The 15,668-nt window shown below is 43.8% G+C and carries 11 protein-coding genes; 5 read left to right on the top strand and 6 right to left on the bottom strand.

The features are described from left to right. Nucleotides 1-19: 19 nt before the first annotated feature. The 4 genes from CXF82_RS13970 to CXF82_RS13955 form a co-directional block, all read right to left on the bottom strand. Nucleotides 20-1,354, bottom strand: coding sequence for a polysaccharide biosynthesis/export family protein (locus CXF82_RS13970; protein ID WP_101089317.1), 1,335 nt, complete (start codon nt 1,352-1,354; stop codon nt 20-22). 25 nt (nt 1,355-1,379) lie between these two features. Continuing rightward, nucleotides 1,380-1,730 carry an STAS domain-containing protein gene (locus tag CXF82_RS13965; protein ID WP_101089316.1) on the bottom strand — a complete coding sequence of 117 codons (351 nt, stop codon included), beginning with the start codon at nt 1,728-1,730 and terminating at the stop codon, nt 1,380-1,382. A 403-nt stretch (nt 1,731-2,133) separates the two neighbouring features. Next, nucleotides 2,134-2,526: an ATP-binding protein gene (locus CXF82_RS13960; RefSeq protein ID WP_101089315.1), complete on the bottom strand. Its 393-nt coding sequence runs from the start codon at nt 2,524-2,526 to the stop codon at nt 2,134-2,136. Between the two features lie 13 nt (nt 2,527-2,539). Continuing rightward, nucleotides 2,540-3,787 (bottom strand): SpoIIE family protein phosphatase, encoded by a 1,248-nt coding sequence (locus CXF82_RS13955; protein WP_102044380.1) that lies wholly within the window; start codon nt 3,785-3,787, stop codon nt 2,540-2,542. Nucleotides 3,788-4,149: 362 nt separating this feature from the next. Here CXF82_RS13955 and CXF82_RS13945 point away from each other — a divergent pair, with 362 nt between their 5' ends. The 5 genes from CXF82_RS13945 to rfbD all read left to right on the top strand — a co-directional run bounded on the left by CXF82_RS13945 (nt 4,150) and on the right by rfbD (nt 12,342). After that, entirely contained in the window at nt 4,150-5,001 is an 852-nt protein-coding gene (locus tag CXF82_RS13945; RefSeq protein WP_102044398.1) for a phosphate/phosphite/phosphonate ABC transporter substrate-binding protein, read from the top strand. Further along, nucleotides 5,001-8,642 (top strand): PAS domain S-box protein, encoded by a 3,642-nt coding sequence (locus CXF82_RS13940; protein WP_102044378.1) that lies wholly within the window; start codon nt 5,001-5,003, stop codon nt 8,640-8,642. The genes CXF82_RS13945 and CXF82_RS13940 overlap by 1 nt, the downstream gene beginning before the upstream one ends. Nucleotides 8,643-8,779: 137 nt before the next feature. Continuing rightward, nucleotides 8,780-10,279, top strand: a complete 1,500-nt coding sequence (locus CXF82_RS13935; protein WP_102044377.1) for a sigma-54-dependent transcriptional regulator — start codon at nt 8,780-8,782, stop codon at nt 10,277-10,279. A 91-nt stretch (nt 10,280-10,370) separates the two neighbouring features. Beyond that, the gene (locus CXF82_RS13930; RefSeq protein ID WP_101089310.1) at nt 10,371-11,117 is read left to right on the top strand and encodes a phosphatase; all 747 of its coding nucleotides are present in this window, start codon (nt 10,371-10,373) and stop codon (nt 11,115-11,117) included. A gap of 151 nt (nt 11,118-11,268) precedes the next feature. Continuing rightward, nucleotides 11,269-12,342 (top strand): dTDP-4-dehydrorhamnose reductase, encoded by a 1,074-nt coding sequence (rfbD, locus tag CXF82_RS13925; protein ID WP_102044376.1) that lies wholly within the window; start codon nt 11,269-11,271, stop codon nt 12,340-12,342. Nucleotides 12,343-12,525: 183 nt separating this feature from the next. Here the strand turns inward: rfbD and CXF82_RS13920 are convergent, their stop codons facing one another. Then, the gene (locus tag CXF82_RS13920; RefSeq protein ID WP_102044375.1) at nt 12,526-13,980 is read right to left on the bottom strand and encodes a capsule assembly Wzi family protein; all 1,455 of its coding nucleotides are present in this window, start codon (nt 13,978-13,980) and stop codon (nt 12,526-12,528) included. 512 nt (nt 13,981-14,492) lie between these two features. Next, nucleotides 14,493-15,617 (bottom strand): alkene reductase, encoded by a 1,125-nt coding sequence (locus CXF82_RS13915; RefSeq protein WP_374702371.1) that lies wholly within the window; start codon nt 15,615-15,617, stop codon nt 14,493-14,495. Nucleotides 15,618-15,668 lie beyond the last annotated feature (51 nt).

Raw genomic sequence — 15,668 nt, 5'->3', positions numbered from 1 at the left:
TCCTTTCCGTTAAGGACGATTAAAGTAATTCAAGTAGGGTTGCAGGGACTAATATTTCGGTCATAGTCCGCGCGATTTCCCGCATATTGGTCACACGTGAGTCATAACAAGCAATGCCGTCACCGGGCATTAATATTGGATTCATGCCCGTTTCCCAAGAGTGTCTAATTAACGAATCCATAGAGCGTTCAATCACATCCATTTCAGATGTTAAGGGATTTTTAGTGATCAGCAGTAAGTGTCGACTGGCATTGGTTGACTGCGCGCCGCCGACACAGTTTGCCGCTATTGCACCACTCAGCAGGCGCGTACCATAGGGAAAACGAGTGGCGTCGGTATCGACTGCAGATTGCGAGTTACTGCTTGCTGGTTGCGTGAGGTTAGATAGAAACACCCGGATCCCTGGCGCTGTTATTTGCGAGGGTCTAGCCAGTGCATCATCAAAATAATCGTGCTGTGGTACATGAATATGGTCACCTGACATGAGGGTCATTGATGGTACTGGGTAACCGTGGATCACCCCCGAAAGATCGAGCTTGAAACTGTGCTGATCACGAATAACAATAATTTCGCTTATATTCGCGTCGGGGCGAACTCCACCAGAGGCTCGAAGCGCAGCAGCAATGCTTCTTTCTACTGCTTGGTCGCCACTGTGGCTGCCGCTATCATCGATAATGACGGTATCGGTTTTCTTGTTGATTTTGTGCTGTCCAGGTTCAAATACGCCACCTGAAACGGTGACCTGCACTGGCGCCCACTTTAATGGGGTAATACTTATCCTTACGCTGTCTTTGAGCATAAAGTCTTGCTCAACCAAATGTTGTGCAATGGCGGCTGATAATTGCTGAACATCAAGCCCTTTAGCATGAATGGGTTGCAGGTAGGGTAGATAGATATATCCGTCGTTGTTGACTTCGATTTTACCACTGAACTCGAGTCCATTTAAGACGTTCACGTTTAAACGATCACCGACCGATAAACGAATATTTTGCGGCAAATGTAGCGCTTGCTGTGCTTGACCCGTTTGCATTAACCAGGTGGTTCCCATTGGATCATTTGTCCTTTGAGTTATATTTTTAGGCGCACGTTCGCTGGTTTTGCTGCGCATGTAAGGGGTGTCGTTATCGTAGAAGTGGCATTGGGTCATGTCATCTTCTATGTTGTCACAGATGTCAGCTTCTTCTGGGTGATGGGGCAGAACGCATCCCGATAATACCGTCGCTATGGCGATGATGAGTAGCCCAGATAAAGCACTCAATTGTTTTACCTTACTCACTGGACTCAGCTGTATATTCTGCGGCAATGCTGAGTGTTGGACTGTGGCGGATAAGTTTAAGCAGTGATTGGGGTTCATAGCGTCTTCCTTAATACCTAGCTTGTTAGCTAACAAGTTCATTACATATATAGTCAATAGCGGCTGTTTCATCTTCATAGATAGAAAAAACGTGATGCAGACGGGTCAGCTCTATCAGTGCCCGCACACCAGCAGTGGGTGACAGTAATACAATTTCGCCACCTTGCTCCTCGACTTTTTTAAGCGCTGAAATCAACACTGAAAGGCCGCTTGAGTCGATGTATTGCACTTGATGTAAGTCGATGACTAATTGAATCATCCCGCTGTTGATTTTCTGCAAAATGGCGGCACGAAGAGTCGGAGTCTGTGTCATCACCATTTCGACCGGTAAGGTGATTTTGCAGGCATTATTCTGTGCTAGTGGAGAGAATTTCATAGGAAGCTCCTTAATATGCTTTGGGCTGGTTGCTAATGAATCGTTGCTAATGAAGACAAAATAACGATTTGTTTTGTCATTCATCTTTATTGGGTTACATAGATATTTGCAACTCTGGTGCCAACTTTTAAGTGGTTGTTATTAATCGGTTTAATCTGTTTTAGTGGTTTTGACTGGGGTCTGTTTGGAAGGGAGTCTTAATATGCAAAGCAAAATGAGCAATCTGCGAATAACTCAATGTGATGTAAGAAACAGCTTAATGTCGTTGACTATTTAACAATGAAAAACAATACGTTGTGTTATGCGCGGGACACTGACTTGACTGATTAGCCAAAGCACAACGATGTTTTCCTGCTCCCTAATGTTGAGCTTGAGTTTAGTGTTGTCTGTAAATATGCCTGCGTCATTGGATTGATAAACTCAATTGCAGATGAGTCCCAGCGACAGATTTTTGCACCCTGACGTTATCCATCCAGCTATGCATAATCCATAAACCACGACCCGACTGAGCATCAGTATCAGGGCATTGCTGTGGTGCTTTACTGCAATGTAATGTGGAGTGGTCCAGCAGGTCGACAATCACTTTATTATCGCGATTGTGTAAAATGAGGGTCATATCTGCGGATCCATTGTTAGCGTGATCCATTACGTTTGCGACAGCTTCGAGTACACAGGTGACAATCTTAAATCGTTGCGAGGAGCTTATGTGGTTCTGCAGCATAAACTGCTCTATTTCCAGACAAAGAGAGTGTTTGGCGAGTACGGATTTATTGAGGTTGATCTGTATGCTATTCATGTTCTTTCCTTGGTTAATTTAATAGGCAAGTGAATGCGTTATTGGTCGCAGATTGTGTGGAGATCAGCATTAATGAAACATCATCCTGAGCTTGCTTCTGTTGCCAAAGATCACAGCTATGGGTTAGGTGATGCAGTAATGAATCTGGCGTTAGTGTTCTGGCATCATTGATTATCTTTAGCAGACGCGGCTGGCCCAAAAAACCATGTTTTGGATGACGACATTCATATATGCCATCGGAATAGAGTAATAAATGTTCTTGCTGTGCTAATGAAAAATAACTGCTGTTATATTGGACATTCTTACGGATCCCTACCGGCAGTTGAGTCGCAACGTTGAGCTGAGTTTTATCGACAAAGTAAGCCTGCTGCGAGTTAATCACAATGGGTGCTGGGTGACCCGCGTTAACTAATTCAACTGCGCCAGTGACAGTATTGGCGATGCCTATCACCATCGTCGCGAAGCAGCCGCTATTTTGTGGGTCATCAAACTCATTGTTAAGCGTGTTGATGAGAGTGCACACATCTAATGCTCGCCAGGCATCTTGGTTGTTCGTTAAATGCTGTGCCAAGGTGAAGCTTTGCATAGAAGCCGCTGTACCATGGCCACTGACATCAAGTAGATAAAAGCCAATATGCTGCTCGTCAATATTAAAGCATTGAAAAATATCTCCAGCCAAGTCGTGTGCAGGTTTAAACTCACAGGTCACCTGCCATTGTTGATTGAGCTGACCGTTGTCTGGCAGCAGCGCTTGCTGCAGTTGGGCTGCCAACGCAAGATCTTGTTTGACTAAACGGAGGTATTGTTGCTCTTTTTCAAGCAAGTGGTTGAGTGACTTATTTTTTTGTGCCAGTTGGCGCTGCATCTCTATTATTCGCAGTCCGGCATTGATCCTCGCTTTGAGCACGGCACTATTAAAGGGCTTAGCAACATAATCATCTGCGCCGGAATTTATCCCCTCAACAATATGGCTATTATCACTGTTCCCGGTGAGTAGTATGGTATACGGGTTATTGATTGAGCATTTGAGTATTTTGCAAAACTCGATGCCGTTCATGTTTGGCATCATCCAATCTGTAATAACGAGGTCGATATCGTGATCACTCAGGTAATCAATGGCAGATTCGGCATCGGAGAAATCAACGCTATTGAGTCCCATCGCGGTGATTAAAGCGCTTAACAAGCAGCGTTCGCTATCACAATCTTCGACAAGCATGATTTTAAACGGTTGCTTTGTTTCTGAAGCGGTCAACACTGTCATTACTCAATTCGCAAAATTGTTGGGCTATGCAGTGAGAAAGCAAAGGCTATGCCATCATCGACGATAGCTGAGCTATCTATTTGTATATAGTGATTATTTGCATTTTTAAAGGTTTTGGTGGCTGCCTTCAGTGCTATTTTGCAATTGAGATTGTTGCAAATTGCGAATGGCTGTTCCATATTGAGGTCAAGCATTAATAAACAATAAGTCTTTGTCATAGAAAGAGATTTTAAATTCTCTGTTTGATTTCGCCTATTCTTAATCTTGGCGTACTTATTGCTGGTATTAGTAAAATGAAAATAGATTTAGCTCAAGGATGGAACGGCATGTTTTCACTCTTCTATAGAGAACAAAGGCTTTTGATGCATGGCTCAAAAATAGTGATGGCTAGCTTGCTACTATGCTTTGCACAGACCTGTATTGCTGAGGTTGAGAGCCGTCGCTCAGCGGACATATTAGTCTTTGGCGTTGTGCCTCAGCAAGCGGCCAGTACACTCGCTAAAGCTTGGGGGCCGCTGTTGGCTGCAGTGTCGCAAAATGCAAAGCTTGATTTGCGTTTTGCAACTGCGCCCGACATTCCTACTTTTGAATCTAGGCTTGCAAGGGGGGAATATGACATCGCTTATATGAATCCTTACCATTATGCGCAGTTTCATCAATCACAGGGTTATCAGGCTCTTGTTAAAGAAAAAGATAAAAAGCTCAAAGGTATTATTGTGGTGGCTAAGGATGGGCCTTATCACACTCTGGATGCCTTAGCAGGAAAGACGATAGCGTTTCCCGCGCCAGGTGCATTTGCGGCCAGTATGATCCCAAGGGCGAACTTAAAGCAGCGAAATATCGACTTTACAGCTAAGTTTGTTGGCTCCCATGATTCTGTCTATTTGGCCGTATCACAGGGATTATTTGAAGCGGGTGGCGGCGTTGGTAGAACATTCAATAATTTACCCGTTGAAATTAAATCTAAGTTACGCATTCTTTGGACCACCCCAAAGTACACGCCTCACGCCATTGCTGTGCATCCGAGAGTGTCTGCAAGCACACGTAAAATATTGACGGCAGAGCTAGAGGCTTTGTCGGCGTCGCCGCAAGGTCTAGCCCTGCTCGACACGCTTGGTTTTAGTGCATTTAAAGCGGCTCAAAATAGTGATTGGGATGATGTTAGAGCATTAAAACTGGGTGAGTTATCCATTCCGCTAAAGGAGGGTAACTAATGTCTTTTAGATTAAAAACTATTCTTGGCATTGCGATTATTGAAGGCTTGCTGTTAATGCTTCTGGTGTATACCAGTATCGACTATTTAAAATCTTCTAATGAATCTGAAATAGAAAAACGTGCTCAATCAACGGCATTATTGTTTGCTGCCGCAGCAAAAGATGCCGTGCTCAGTACCGACTTATCAACGCTGAGTAATTTAGCCAATGAGCTTATTGCAACTAATCAGGTGTTGTATGTGAATGTCTTTAATAGAGATGACCTGTTAGTGACCGCAGGAGTGACTGATGGCGCTCATTTAGCGGCGCGTGATAGCAGCGTGACTTATGTTGATGATGGCATTTTGGATATCGAGGCCATGGTCGCCGAGTCTGGCATTGTTTATGGCAGAGTCGAGCTTGGGGTTGAAATATCAAAGCTTGATATTTTTATTGCTGATGCCACCAAACGATTTCTATTTATTGCCGCGTTGGAAATGCTGCTTGTTGCGCTTTTCTCTTGGTTATTGGGTCACTATTTAACCCGAAATCTACAGCAATTGAAATTGGCCTCAACACGTGTGTTTGCAGGGGAGAAACAAGTCAAAATACCGGTAACATCAGAGGATGAAATAGGCCAAGCTGCCCATGCTTTCAATCAGATGGTTGAACAGATCGATATTAAAACCCATGCGCTAGAGAATGCCAACACACGCCTGAGTACCATTTTAGGCACCGCATTAGATGGCTATATCATCATCAATACGCGTGGTGAGATAAGCGAAGTGAACCCTGCTGTTAGCCGCCTTTTTGGTTATAAAGACAGTGAGTTATTAGGCGAAAATGTATCGTTACTTTTACCTTTATCTGAAAGGCCCATGCATGACGGTTATATCCGTAACTATCTTGAGAGCGGTGACGCTAAAATCATCGGCAAAGGTCGGGAGTTACTGGCGCAACATAAAGAGGGGAAGCTGTTTCCCATTGAGCTATCAATCTCAAAAATGATGCTCGATGGCGAGCTACTGTTTTTAGGATTAGTCAAAGATCTTAGTGATGTAAAACGGGCGCTGGTGGCGGCGCAAAGAACAGAGTCTATTTTGTTAGCCACCTTAGAAGGCAGTAAAGATGCATTAGTCACCATCGATATTGCCGGTAATATTCAAGAGGTAAATGACTCCGCTTGTTTAATGTTTCATGCCCATCAGCTTGATTTGATTGGTGAATCGATGGAGACTCTATTGTTTAGAGGTGAAGCGAAAATCGCGTTTAGGGGCATGTTAGAAGAGTATCGTCGCACGGGTGCCGGCAAGGCCATTAAAAATGCCACCGAAATGCACGCGACGGACTTTAGTGGCAAGCCTATCGCAATTGAGCTGACTTTGATCCCGGTGCAGTTAGGCGACGAAATGCTGCTGACCGCTTTTATTCGTGATATTTCAAGACGTATGGAGTACGAAACTCAGCTTAAGCTGGCAAAAGACCAAGCTGAACAGGGCAGTAAAGCAAAATCCCGATTCTTGGCTACCATGAGCCACGAAATTCGCTCTCCTCTTAATGCTGTGCTGGGAAGCGTTGAGCTGATGCTGGATTCACGGCTGAATAAAGAGCAACGTATCTATGCCAATACGGCAAAAGAAGCGGGCACGGCGCTGTTAAGTACCATTAACGATATTTTGGATTTTTCTAAAATTGAAGCTGGGCAGATGTTGTTAGAGAAAAGTGCCTTTTCGGCAGCAAAACTGGTCAGTCAAGTGCTACAGATTTTGTCACCTAAAGCACAAGATAAAGGGGTTACCTTAGCCAGCTTTGTCAATTCTAATATACCCGAAAGTCTGATTGGAGATGGTCAGCGATTACGCCAAGTGCTACAAAACTTAGTTGATAATGCGATTAAATTTTCATCCGGTGGTTGCGTGGCTGTCGAGATGTGGTTGCTTGAAGGTACCTCTAGCAAGGTGCAGTTATGCTGTACTGTATCGGACCAAGGTATTGGTATTCCCCAAGAAGCACAAGGCACGTTATTTAAGGAGTTCAGCCAGGTTCATGATGGCTACAATACCAACTATAGCGGCACGGGGCTGGGCCTCGCCATTTGCGCAGAACTTATCAACCGTATGGAAGGCAATATTGCAGTACGGAGTCAACAAGGACGAGGCAGTTGCTTTAGTTTTGATGTCAAACTTGAGTTGGACAACACCGAAGTGCTGTTAACGCCTCATATACCCGCTCATGCTCGTGTGTTGCTGGTACATCCCAATACGACCTATTGTGAATTGTTTACCAAACAATATAGGCAATATGGGGTAACCGCTATTTGTGTTGATAGCATCGACAACATCTTCAATGTATTAAAGGTGCAAGGTCGTTTTAATTTAGTGTTGATTGATGAACGCTGCTTAGTCGATCTCAAAGTGGAGCAGGCTAAAGAGATTAAACAATCATTTCTTTATGATGAGGCGCTAATGGCGGCACTCATGACGGTGGTTGTGCCTGAAGCGTCAAAATTATTGGCAGAGGTGGGCCTTGAGCAAGTGGTTAATAAACCACTAAGCAGAGACATGATGCTTGGCATGCTCAGTGGTGATCACAGCTTTAATACTGAGTTAAGCAGCGCTGAAGATATGTTGATGAATGAAAGCCAAACTCAATTACCGATTTTGTTAGCAGAAGACAGCCCTGCAAACCAAATTGTGGCCAGCGCGCTATTAAATAAATCAGGCTTTAAAGTTGAAATTGCTAATAATGGTAAAGAAGCCGTGGCTATGGCAGCGAATAAAGAATATGCGTTGATTTTAATGGATATGAGAATGCCTGAAATGGATGGTATTGAAGCCACTGAACATATTTTGCTGCAAAAGCCGCAGCAACGCATCATCGCTATGACGGCGAATGTACAAAAAGAGGATGTAGAATTATGCATGAATGCGGGCATGAAGGACTTTGTCCCTAAACCAGTCAATCGCGCACAATTAATTAAAGCGGTTAATCGGTGGGTGACAAAGGATCCATCGATGACTCGGGTGTCTTACCAAGCTAATCATCAAGTGAACGGTTATGGTCAATCTTTAGCGGCTGAATGGGATGATCCTGTTAGAGCTGAATCCCCTCTGTATACGGCTTCTCCTCAAGCAGATAAAGATCCAATCGAGTGCGTATCAAAGAGGATACCATCAATATCGAGTTCTGCGTCTACAATCAGTCAAGGGCCGAATAAAGATGGTTATCAAACTGAGGGACAAAGTTTGACTGAAAAACACGGACGAGATCAGGGTTCAGTAAGTGACGTTGTTGAAGAGATAAATAGCCAATTACTCGATGAAGCCACGCTTAAAGAGTTAACGAGTATGCTCGGTGAAGAGGCGATGACAAGAATGTTCAGCGTATTTATTAACGAGGCCGAGGAGCGACTCGGTATATTAAAATCACTGTTAAAAGCCTATCAGTCACTAGGCGAATGTGATCTAGATGAAGTTGACATACAGGCGCACACATTAAAAAGTAGTGCGGGCAGTTTTGGTGCTCAAGCGTTAAGCGTGGCAGCTAAAGGGCTTGAATTAAGTGCCAAAGAAGGTGATATTAATCAAGTAGTCCAGTTACTTAGTGATGTTATTGATATTGGCGAGAAAACCCTACAGGTGTTTAATGCCCGTTTAACGTAACGTCATCTGCGAGTATGTAAGAAAACTGACTGATAACTGCTAGACTTTACTCACTAACCTTTGTCTCTCTTAGCGCAATTGATACGATGATGACAACATATTAAGGTTTGATAATTTATTAAAGGTTGATTGTTTATATGGATATAACGAGCTCGTTCAGTGCATTACTCGTAGAAGATAGCATGTCGCTCGGAGCGCTATACACGGAGTACTTACGTGCGGACGGTGCGAAGGTTACTCATGTTAATCATGGTGAGGATGCGCTAAATGAGTTAAAGCAGTGGCAACCGGACCTGTTAGTGTTAGACATTAAACTTCCCGATATGTCTGGTATGGATATTCTTGATATTGTTCAAAAACAGTATCCTGATATTACCGTTATTATGATCACCGCTCATGGCACAATTGGTCTCGCGGTTGATGCTATGCGAGCTGGCGCCTTTGACTTCCTGGTTAAACCATTCGATGCCAAGCGTTTATCGATTACCGTTCGAAATGCCCTTAAGCAACGACATCTGGTTAACTTGGTGGCTAAATATGAAAGCAGTTTACCCAAACCTCATTATTTGGGGTTTATTGGTGAGTCGTTGGCGATGCAAACCGTTTATAAAACAATTGACTGCGTTGCCAATAGTAAAGCATCTGTCTTTATCGTGGGCGAAAGTGGTACTGGTAAGGAAGTCTGCGCCGATGCTATTCATCATGCTGGTAGTCGCCGAGATGAAGCCTTTGTCGCATTAAACTGTGCCTCAATTCCGAAAGACCTGATCGAGAGTGAAATTTTTGGTCACACAAAAGGGGCGTTTACGGGGGCTATAGCACACCGTGATGGTGCGGCAACTCGCGCCCACAAGGGGACACTGTTTCTTGATGAAATCTGCGAAATGGATTTGGATCTGCAAAGTAAGTTATTACGCTTTATCCAGACTGGTGTTTTTCAGCGCGTTGGCGGCACTAAAGAGGAGAAAGTTGACGTCCGTTTTGTGAGTGCGACTAACCGTACTCCTTGGGATGAAGTCAAATCGGGTCGTTTTAGAGAAGACCTGTTTTATCGATTACATGTGATCCCAATTGAACTGCCACCATTAAGAATGCGCGGTAATGATATTTTGCTGCTAGCGAATAAGCTGCTCAAAGAGTACAACAAGGAAGAGGGCAAGCAGTTTAAAGGCTTTAGCGCCGAGACTAAGCAATGCCTTAAAAATTATCAATGGCCGGGCAATGTTAGGCAATTGCAGAATGTCATTAGACAAGTGGTGGTGCTTAATGATGCTGAAATGGTTGAGTTTGATATGTTACCGGTGCAGGTCACCGCGGATATTAATGTGAAACATATCGCGCCTAAAGTTCAGAGCGCTTCGACGACCTTTGCTGATGTTAATGCTGATGCCTCTTCGGTGGTTAAAGGGGCAGCAGAGGTTGAGGGGGATTTCTCTGAGCAAGTAGCAACACCTGCAGTGCCAGTTGATATTGTCCCGCTATGGATCACCGAGAAGCAGACCATTGAAGATGCGATTGCATTTTGTGGCGGCAATGTGCCTAAAGCGGCTGCACTGCTGGATATTAGCGCTTCGACAATCTATAGAAAAAGACAGAGTTGGGAAGAGGTTGAGGGTAGCTTAACTCAAGAGGGCTAGTGACTTTTTATATCGATAGAACATAGAGAAAATACTGCAAAAAGAGTAGACTTTGAGTCTACTCTTTTTGTTTTTTAGAACGAGATTAATCATGAAATTCCTAGTCGATACCCACGCTCATACCATAGCGTCAACTCACGCTTATAGTACTGTGCATGATTATATTCGTGTTGCGAAAGAGAAAGGCATCAAGTTATTTGCCATCACCGATCATGGGCCTGATATGGCAGATGCTCCTCATTTCTGGCATTTTGTTAATATGCGAGTATTACCCCGCATCATTGATGGTGTCGGTGTGTTACGTGGTATTGAAGCGAATATAAAAAATGATGCAGGCGATATCGACTTTTTTGGCGATTACTTACAAACGCTCGATATTGTATTGGCGGGATTTCATGAACCAGTGTTTCCACCATCGACTAAAGAGGTTCACACTCGCGCACTCATCAACTGTATTGAAAGCGGTAATGTCGACATTATTACTCACCCCGGTAACACGGTATATCCAATCGATATTAACAAGGTAGCTGCAGCCGCTGCCAAACATAATGTTGCACTAGAGATTAATAACTCCTCTTTTTTGACCTCAAGAAAAGGCAGTGAAGCAAACTGTACCGCCATTGCCAATGCTGTCAAAGAGGCTGGTGGACTTCTTGTTATGGGCTCTGATTCTCATGTCGCTTTTAGCTTAGGCAACTTTGAAAAAGCCATTGAGATAATAGAGGCGGTGGAGTTTCCAATTGAACGGTTACTTAACCGTAGCCCTGAAGCCTTGTTGTGCTTTCTATCGGCGAGGGGCCATGCATCCCTTGATGAGTACTCTGATTTAATTGAGTAAGCTTTTTTAACAATGCATTTTGTTGTCATGTATTCTCTCATTGAAACTCAAGTTGATATGGTCAATCTGCGCTACACACAGGGCATGATGTCGGCCATCGAGGTATACATGAAAATAGATTTTATGAACGTTATACGATGAACATTGTGCTATGAAAATATTGGTTACAGGCGGCAGAGGGCAATTAGCACATGCATTAGCATTAATCGCGGATCTCAGTGGTGCGCAGGTTAAAGTGAGTCCGTTTTATGCTCAAAGCACAGGATCTATTAACATTGGCGCGGAGCGTGAATTACTTCGTTTTTTACCTGAAGCGGCGAGCTGTTTAAGTGAACTAGATGAAATATACCTGCTCGCGCATCAAGAGTTAGACATTTGCGATCCGGTTTCAATTGATGCTGCTTTTAAACACATAAAGCCAGATGTGCTGATTAACTGCGCTGCATATAATGCTGTCGATAAAGCGGAGGTAGATGTTGATAATGCCTACCAGATTAATGCACAGGGGCCTAAGTTACTTGCTGAGCAATGTAAGCGAGACGAGGTTAAGCTTATCCATATCTCAACGGACTTTGTTTTTTCAGGAGATAAAGGCTCGGCTTATGATGAACAGGCTCGTCCATCGCCTATTTCTGTTTATGGTAAAAGTAAGCTTGCAGGAGACAATGCGGTGCTGCAAATCTTAGGTAATCAGGCCTATATCGTTCGAACGGCTTGGCTTTACAGCGCATGGCAACAAAATTTTGTCAAAACGATGCAACAGCTGTTTCGCAGCTCAGATAAAATTAGTGTGATTGATACGCAAAGGGGCAGTCCAACCTGGTGTGAACCGTTAGCGGTAGTCATTTTTAAATTAGTTAAAATGGCCGTGAACGAACGCAAGCAAGATAACAAACACTCCTTAAGCGATGATGCTTTATCTTGTGGCGACAATGTCTATCATTACGCAGGTCATGGACATTGCTCGTGGTTTGATTTTTCCAGACATATTCAGGACTTAATGGGTAAGGCTGACAGCAAATCGCATTGCACTGTTACCCCTATATCAACGGAGTGTTGGCAAAAGCTGCACCCTAATCCATTGGCTGCCAGGCCGACGAATAGCGGCTTATGTTCTGATAAAATACTCGCTGAAATATCAATGGAACATGACAGTTTAATTCGCGCTTCATGGCAGCAGCAGTTACAAGTGATGTTAGCCATACAGGCATTGAGTGGCAAATAGGTATTATCGAGCTATTGCCACTAGTGTGGTGAAAGCTTGTTGGGTTGGGTTGGGTTGTGCTGTGCTGTGCTGTAGAGTAAGTTAAGCAATAAAAAAGGAGTAAACCTTAACGGTGTACTCCTTTTTCAGATATTAGCTTAAGGCATCGACATCAGTATCGGTTAAGCTAAAGAGGGTTAGCGCTTAGAAGCTTCGCTCCCAACCTGCATAGAGTGTCGTATCCCAGTCATTGCCGCCAGAGGTAACATATTGACTGTAACTCACGGTTCCACCCACTTTTAAGGTGCCTTCATAAAAAGGTCTATGGTAGCTGGTGTCATATTGGTAAACACGCTCATATTCACCGGGTGACACAGGATTGCCGCCAATACCTACGTTCCTATCAATGCCATCGGTATTAAGGCGTAACCAACGCAGTTTATTGGTGATGTTTTGACCTCCACCTAACTGGGTAATGCCGCCGATAACGAATGTTTCTGAGTCATTGTCATAAGTGCTACCTAAACTGCGGCCATAGTAACGATAGCCACTTTGGTAGAATCCATGTTCGTACAGACAGTTATACTTTTGCGGGTCAATACCGCAAGAGACTTTAGTATCTGAGTATTCTAAGAATACGCGAGTGCTCCAGTCGGATAATACAAAGTCAATCCCGCCCATATTAGCGGCGTTGATCAATTTGTTTTTACCATTATGGTAGTCTTCATGAGTACGCTCGTAGTAGATCCCATAAGGAATACCAAAGGCAGTATCTGACCAACGGAAATCATATCCAGCCAGCATGTTTTCTTCTCCGTTTATGGTCTCTCCTCCGTTAAACAGACCATCCCACCAATCGCCTAGGCCATTACCATAACCTTCGCCGCCCCATTGCATTGTCCAAGAAAAACCAACCTCGAGTTTCGAGATAGGTCTGAGGGTACCGCGTGCGCCCCAGTGTTTAGTTTCTGGTACGTAACGGTCGCTTTCCATCTGACTAAATGCGGTGGTAAAGGTCCAAGGGCCAACCCAATTAAGCCATGGCGTTTCAAATGCTTGGCTGTTATTACGGCTCAAGGTGACTCCAGGCATAGGTCTGGCGTTAGTGGTCTGAATTAAACCACTGTCCCAGCCAGGCCCCCAGTATTTTTGCTGTGCACCGGCACTGACTATCCAGTTACCCAACATAACAGCGGCAAAACTGTCATCTAAACGGGCACTGTTGCCATCAATAGGATCGGCGTGATAGCTGGCTGATAGACGGCCACTGAACCAGTCCTGGGTGACTTCGGCACTAACGGTTCCTTCGCCTTTATCGCGATAATCTTGGCCAAAGCCAATAAATCTGGTGGTGTCAGTAGCGCCTGCAAGTTCAACTTTGGTGCTAAATGCACGATGATCTTTATCGTAGGCACGATTAACTCTGTCAAAAGCACTACGCTGATGATCTGAAAGTTGAGTTGGTTCGGCTTTATCTAAATCTTGTTTTAGACCATCCCACATCAATGGGTAGGTGGTAATGGGTTGGACAATAACCCCTGTATCAGAAAGTAGTTGAATGTCGGCTCTAAGCGCCAAATCTGTCGGTTCAACCCACCATGCTGCTTGCACTGAGCTGCAACCGAAAAGAAAAAGTCCTGCTAATAATTTGAGTTTCATTGGGATCCCTTATGTCAATGAAGCGCATTCTAATGTATTTCGCTAAAGGCTAACAGTGTAAAGTGATTTGTTATTCAAAATAAGCACTAATAACGATCACTTAGTTACTAAATTATTCATAATGTTGATTGTTATTACATAAGCAGTGAATAAGACGTTGATGATGAGGTAGACGAAAGGATTACGTCGCTGAGTTTATGTGCAGAGGTAAAGGTTGTTAATCGCTCTAGCATTAACAACATTCAATATCCATTCTGAAGGGAGTTAATTGCTTGGATATATTCGGCTTACGATTGAGGTTAACCATCTGGCGCTGATGGATATGTGCTTTTACTTTCCTTATCATCAGTACGGCCTTTTAAATAATCCATAAATCCATGCCATTTATTTTTTAAACAAAAAACCCTCAATATTATCAGTAATATTGAGGGTTATGATCTGTCCGAAACATGGTTCAAGTATTCTTAAACGATCGGCTTTTTGCTCATTTAGCAGATTGTTTTGATTTGGGGTTAAGCTGAGTATTCAGTGTAATCGGCATAGCCCACTTCTGTACCACCGTACATGGTTGTCGAGTCCGCATCATTGAATGACCACTCATTCTTGATGCGAGCGGGCAAATCAGGGTTAGCAATAAAGGGACGACCAAAACCAAATATATCACCGTAACCCAGATTAAGGATGTGCTTGGCTTTTTCTACCGAGTACTTACCTGCATACATGATGATGCCCGAAAATGTGTCACGAACGTCTTTATAGAAAGCGTCAGGTAAATCAGGTGCATTTTCCCAATCAGCTTCTGCCAAGGACAGGTAACCAATACCGATATTTTCGATAGTTTTAATGGCTTCGATATAAGTTTTATGTGGATTTTCTTCAACTAAACCAAGATAAACACGCACATCGTCAGTAGTGGCAAACAGTGGTGCAAATCGAACGCCTACATGCTCTTTACCCACTTCATCTGCAACTGCCTGAGTGATTTCTTTTAAGAATCGTAAACGGTTTTCTAAACTTCCGCCGTATTCATCAGATCGTTTATTACTGTGCTCAGAAATAAATTGATTCACTAAATAACCGTTGGCACAGTGTAATTCAACACCATCAAAACCGGCAGCCATGGCATTGCGAGCAGCTTGAGCATAAAGGGCGACGAGTTCTTTTACTTCAGCAGTTGATAGTTCACGTGGCATGCTTGGATCTGCTAATGCCCCTTCACCAGGACCTGTTTCAATGAACACTTTTACATTATCCGCTCTGATTGCAGAGGGGGCGATTGGTGCTGCGCCATCGGGTTGCAAGCTGGTATGTGAAACACGGCCAACGTGCCAAAGCTGAGCAAAGATAATACCGCCGGCATCATGCACCGATTTAGTGACTATTTTCCAACCTTCGATTTGTTCATCTGAGTAAATCCCCGGTGTCCATGCATAACCTTGACCACGAGGTTCAATTTGAGTGCCTTCGGTGACCATAAACCCCGCAGAAGCGCGTTGCGTATAGTACTTAGCCATTAATTCATTTGGAATATTGTGAGGCTGGGTACTACGTGAACGGGTTAATGGTGGCATTACAATACGGTTTTTTAAAACGTGATCGCCGAGTTTAGTTGGCGTGAATAAAATGTCATTGTTCATTAGGGTCTTTATCATGGTGTGGCGAATGAGTTGAACTATATACTTGCTTAG

The sequence above is a fragment of the Shewanella sp. GutDb-MelDb genome, assembly GCF_002836075.1.
GTDB lineage: Bacteria > Pseudomonadota > Gammaproteobacteria > Enterobacterales > Shewanellaceae > Shewanella.
This window is presented reverse-complemented; position numbering and strand designations above follow the sequence as displayed.

What these genes read in the sequence shown, in the direction of transcription:
- rfbD (WP_102044376.1), top strand. Translation starts at nt 11,269, where the DNA reads ATGAAAATATTGGTTACAGGCGGCAGAGGGCAATTAGCACATGCATTA.
- CXF82_RS13970 (WP_101089317.1), bottom strand. Translation starts at nt 1,354, where the DNA reads ATGAACCCCAATCACTGCTTAAACTTATCCGCCACAGTCCAACACTCA.
- CXF82_RS13945 (WP_102044398.1), top strand. Translation starts at nt 4,150, where the DNA reads ATGCATGGCTCAAAAATAGTGATGGCTAGCTTGCTACTATGCTTTGCA.
- CXF82_RS13955 (WP_102044380.1), bottom strand. Translation starts at nt 3,787, where the DNA reads ATGACAGTGTTGACCGCTTCAGAAACAAAGCAACCGTTTAAAATCATG.
- CXF82_RS13960 (WP_101089315.1), bottom strand. Translation starts at nt 2,526, where the DNA reads ATGAATAGCATACAGATCAACCTCAATAAATCCGTACTCGCCAAACAC.
- CXF82_RS13930 (WP_101089310.1), top strand. Translation starts at nt 10,371, where the DNA reads ATGAAATTCCTAGTCGATACCCACGCTCATACCATAGCGTCAACTCAC.
- CXF82_RS13920 (WP_102044375.1), bottom strand. Translation starts at nt 13,980, where the DNA reads ATGAAACTCAAATTATTAGCAGGACTTTTTCTTTTCGGTTGCAGCTCA.
- CXF82_RS13940 (WP_102044378.1), top strand. Translation starts at nt 5,001, where the DNA reads ATGTCTTTTAGATTAAAAACTATTCTTGGCATTGCGATTATTGAAGGC.
- CXF82_RS13935 (WP_102044377.1), top strand. Translation starts at nt 8,780, where the DNA reads ATGGATATAACGAGCTCGTTCAGTGCATTACTCGTAGAAGATAGCATG.
- CXF82_RS13915 (WP_374702371.1), bottom strand. Translation starts at nt 15,617, where the DNA reads ATGAACAATGACATTTTATTCACGCCAACTAAACTCGGCGATCACGTT.
- CXF82_RS13965 (WP_101089316.1), bottom strand. Translation starts at nt 1,730, where the DNA reads ATGAAATTCTCTCCACTAGCACAGAATAATGCCTGCAAAATCACCTTA.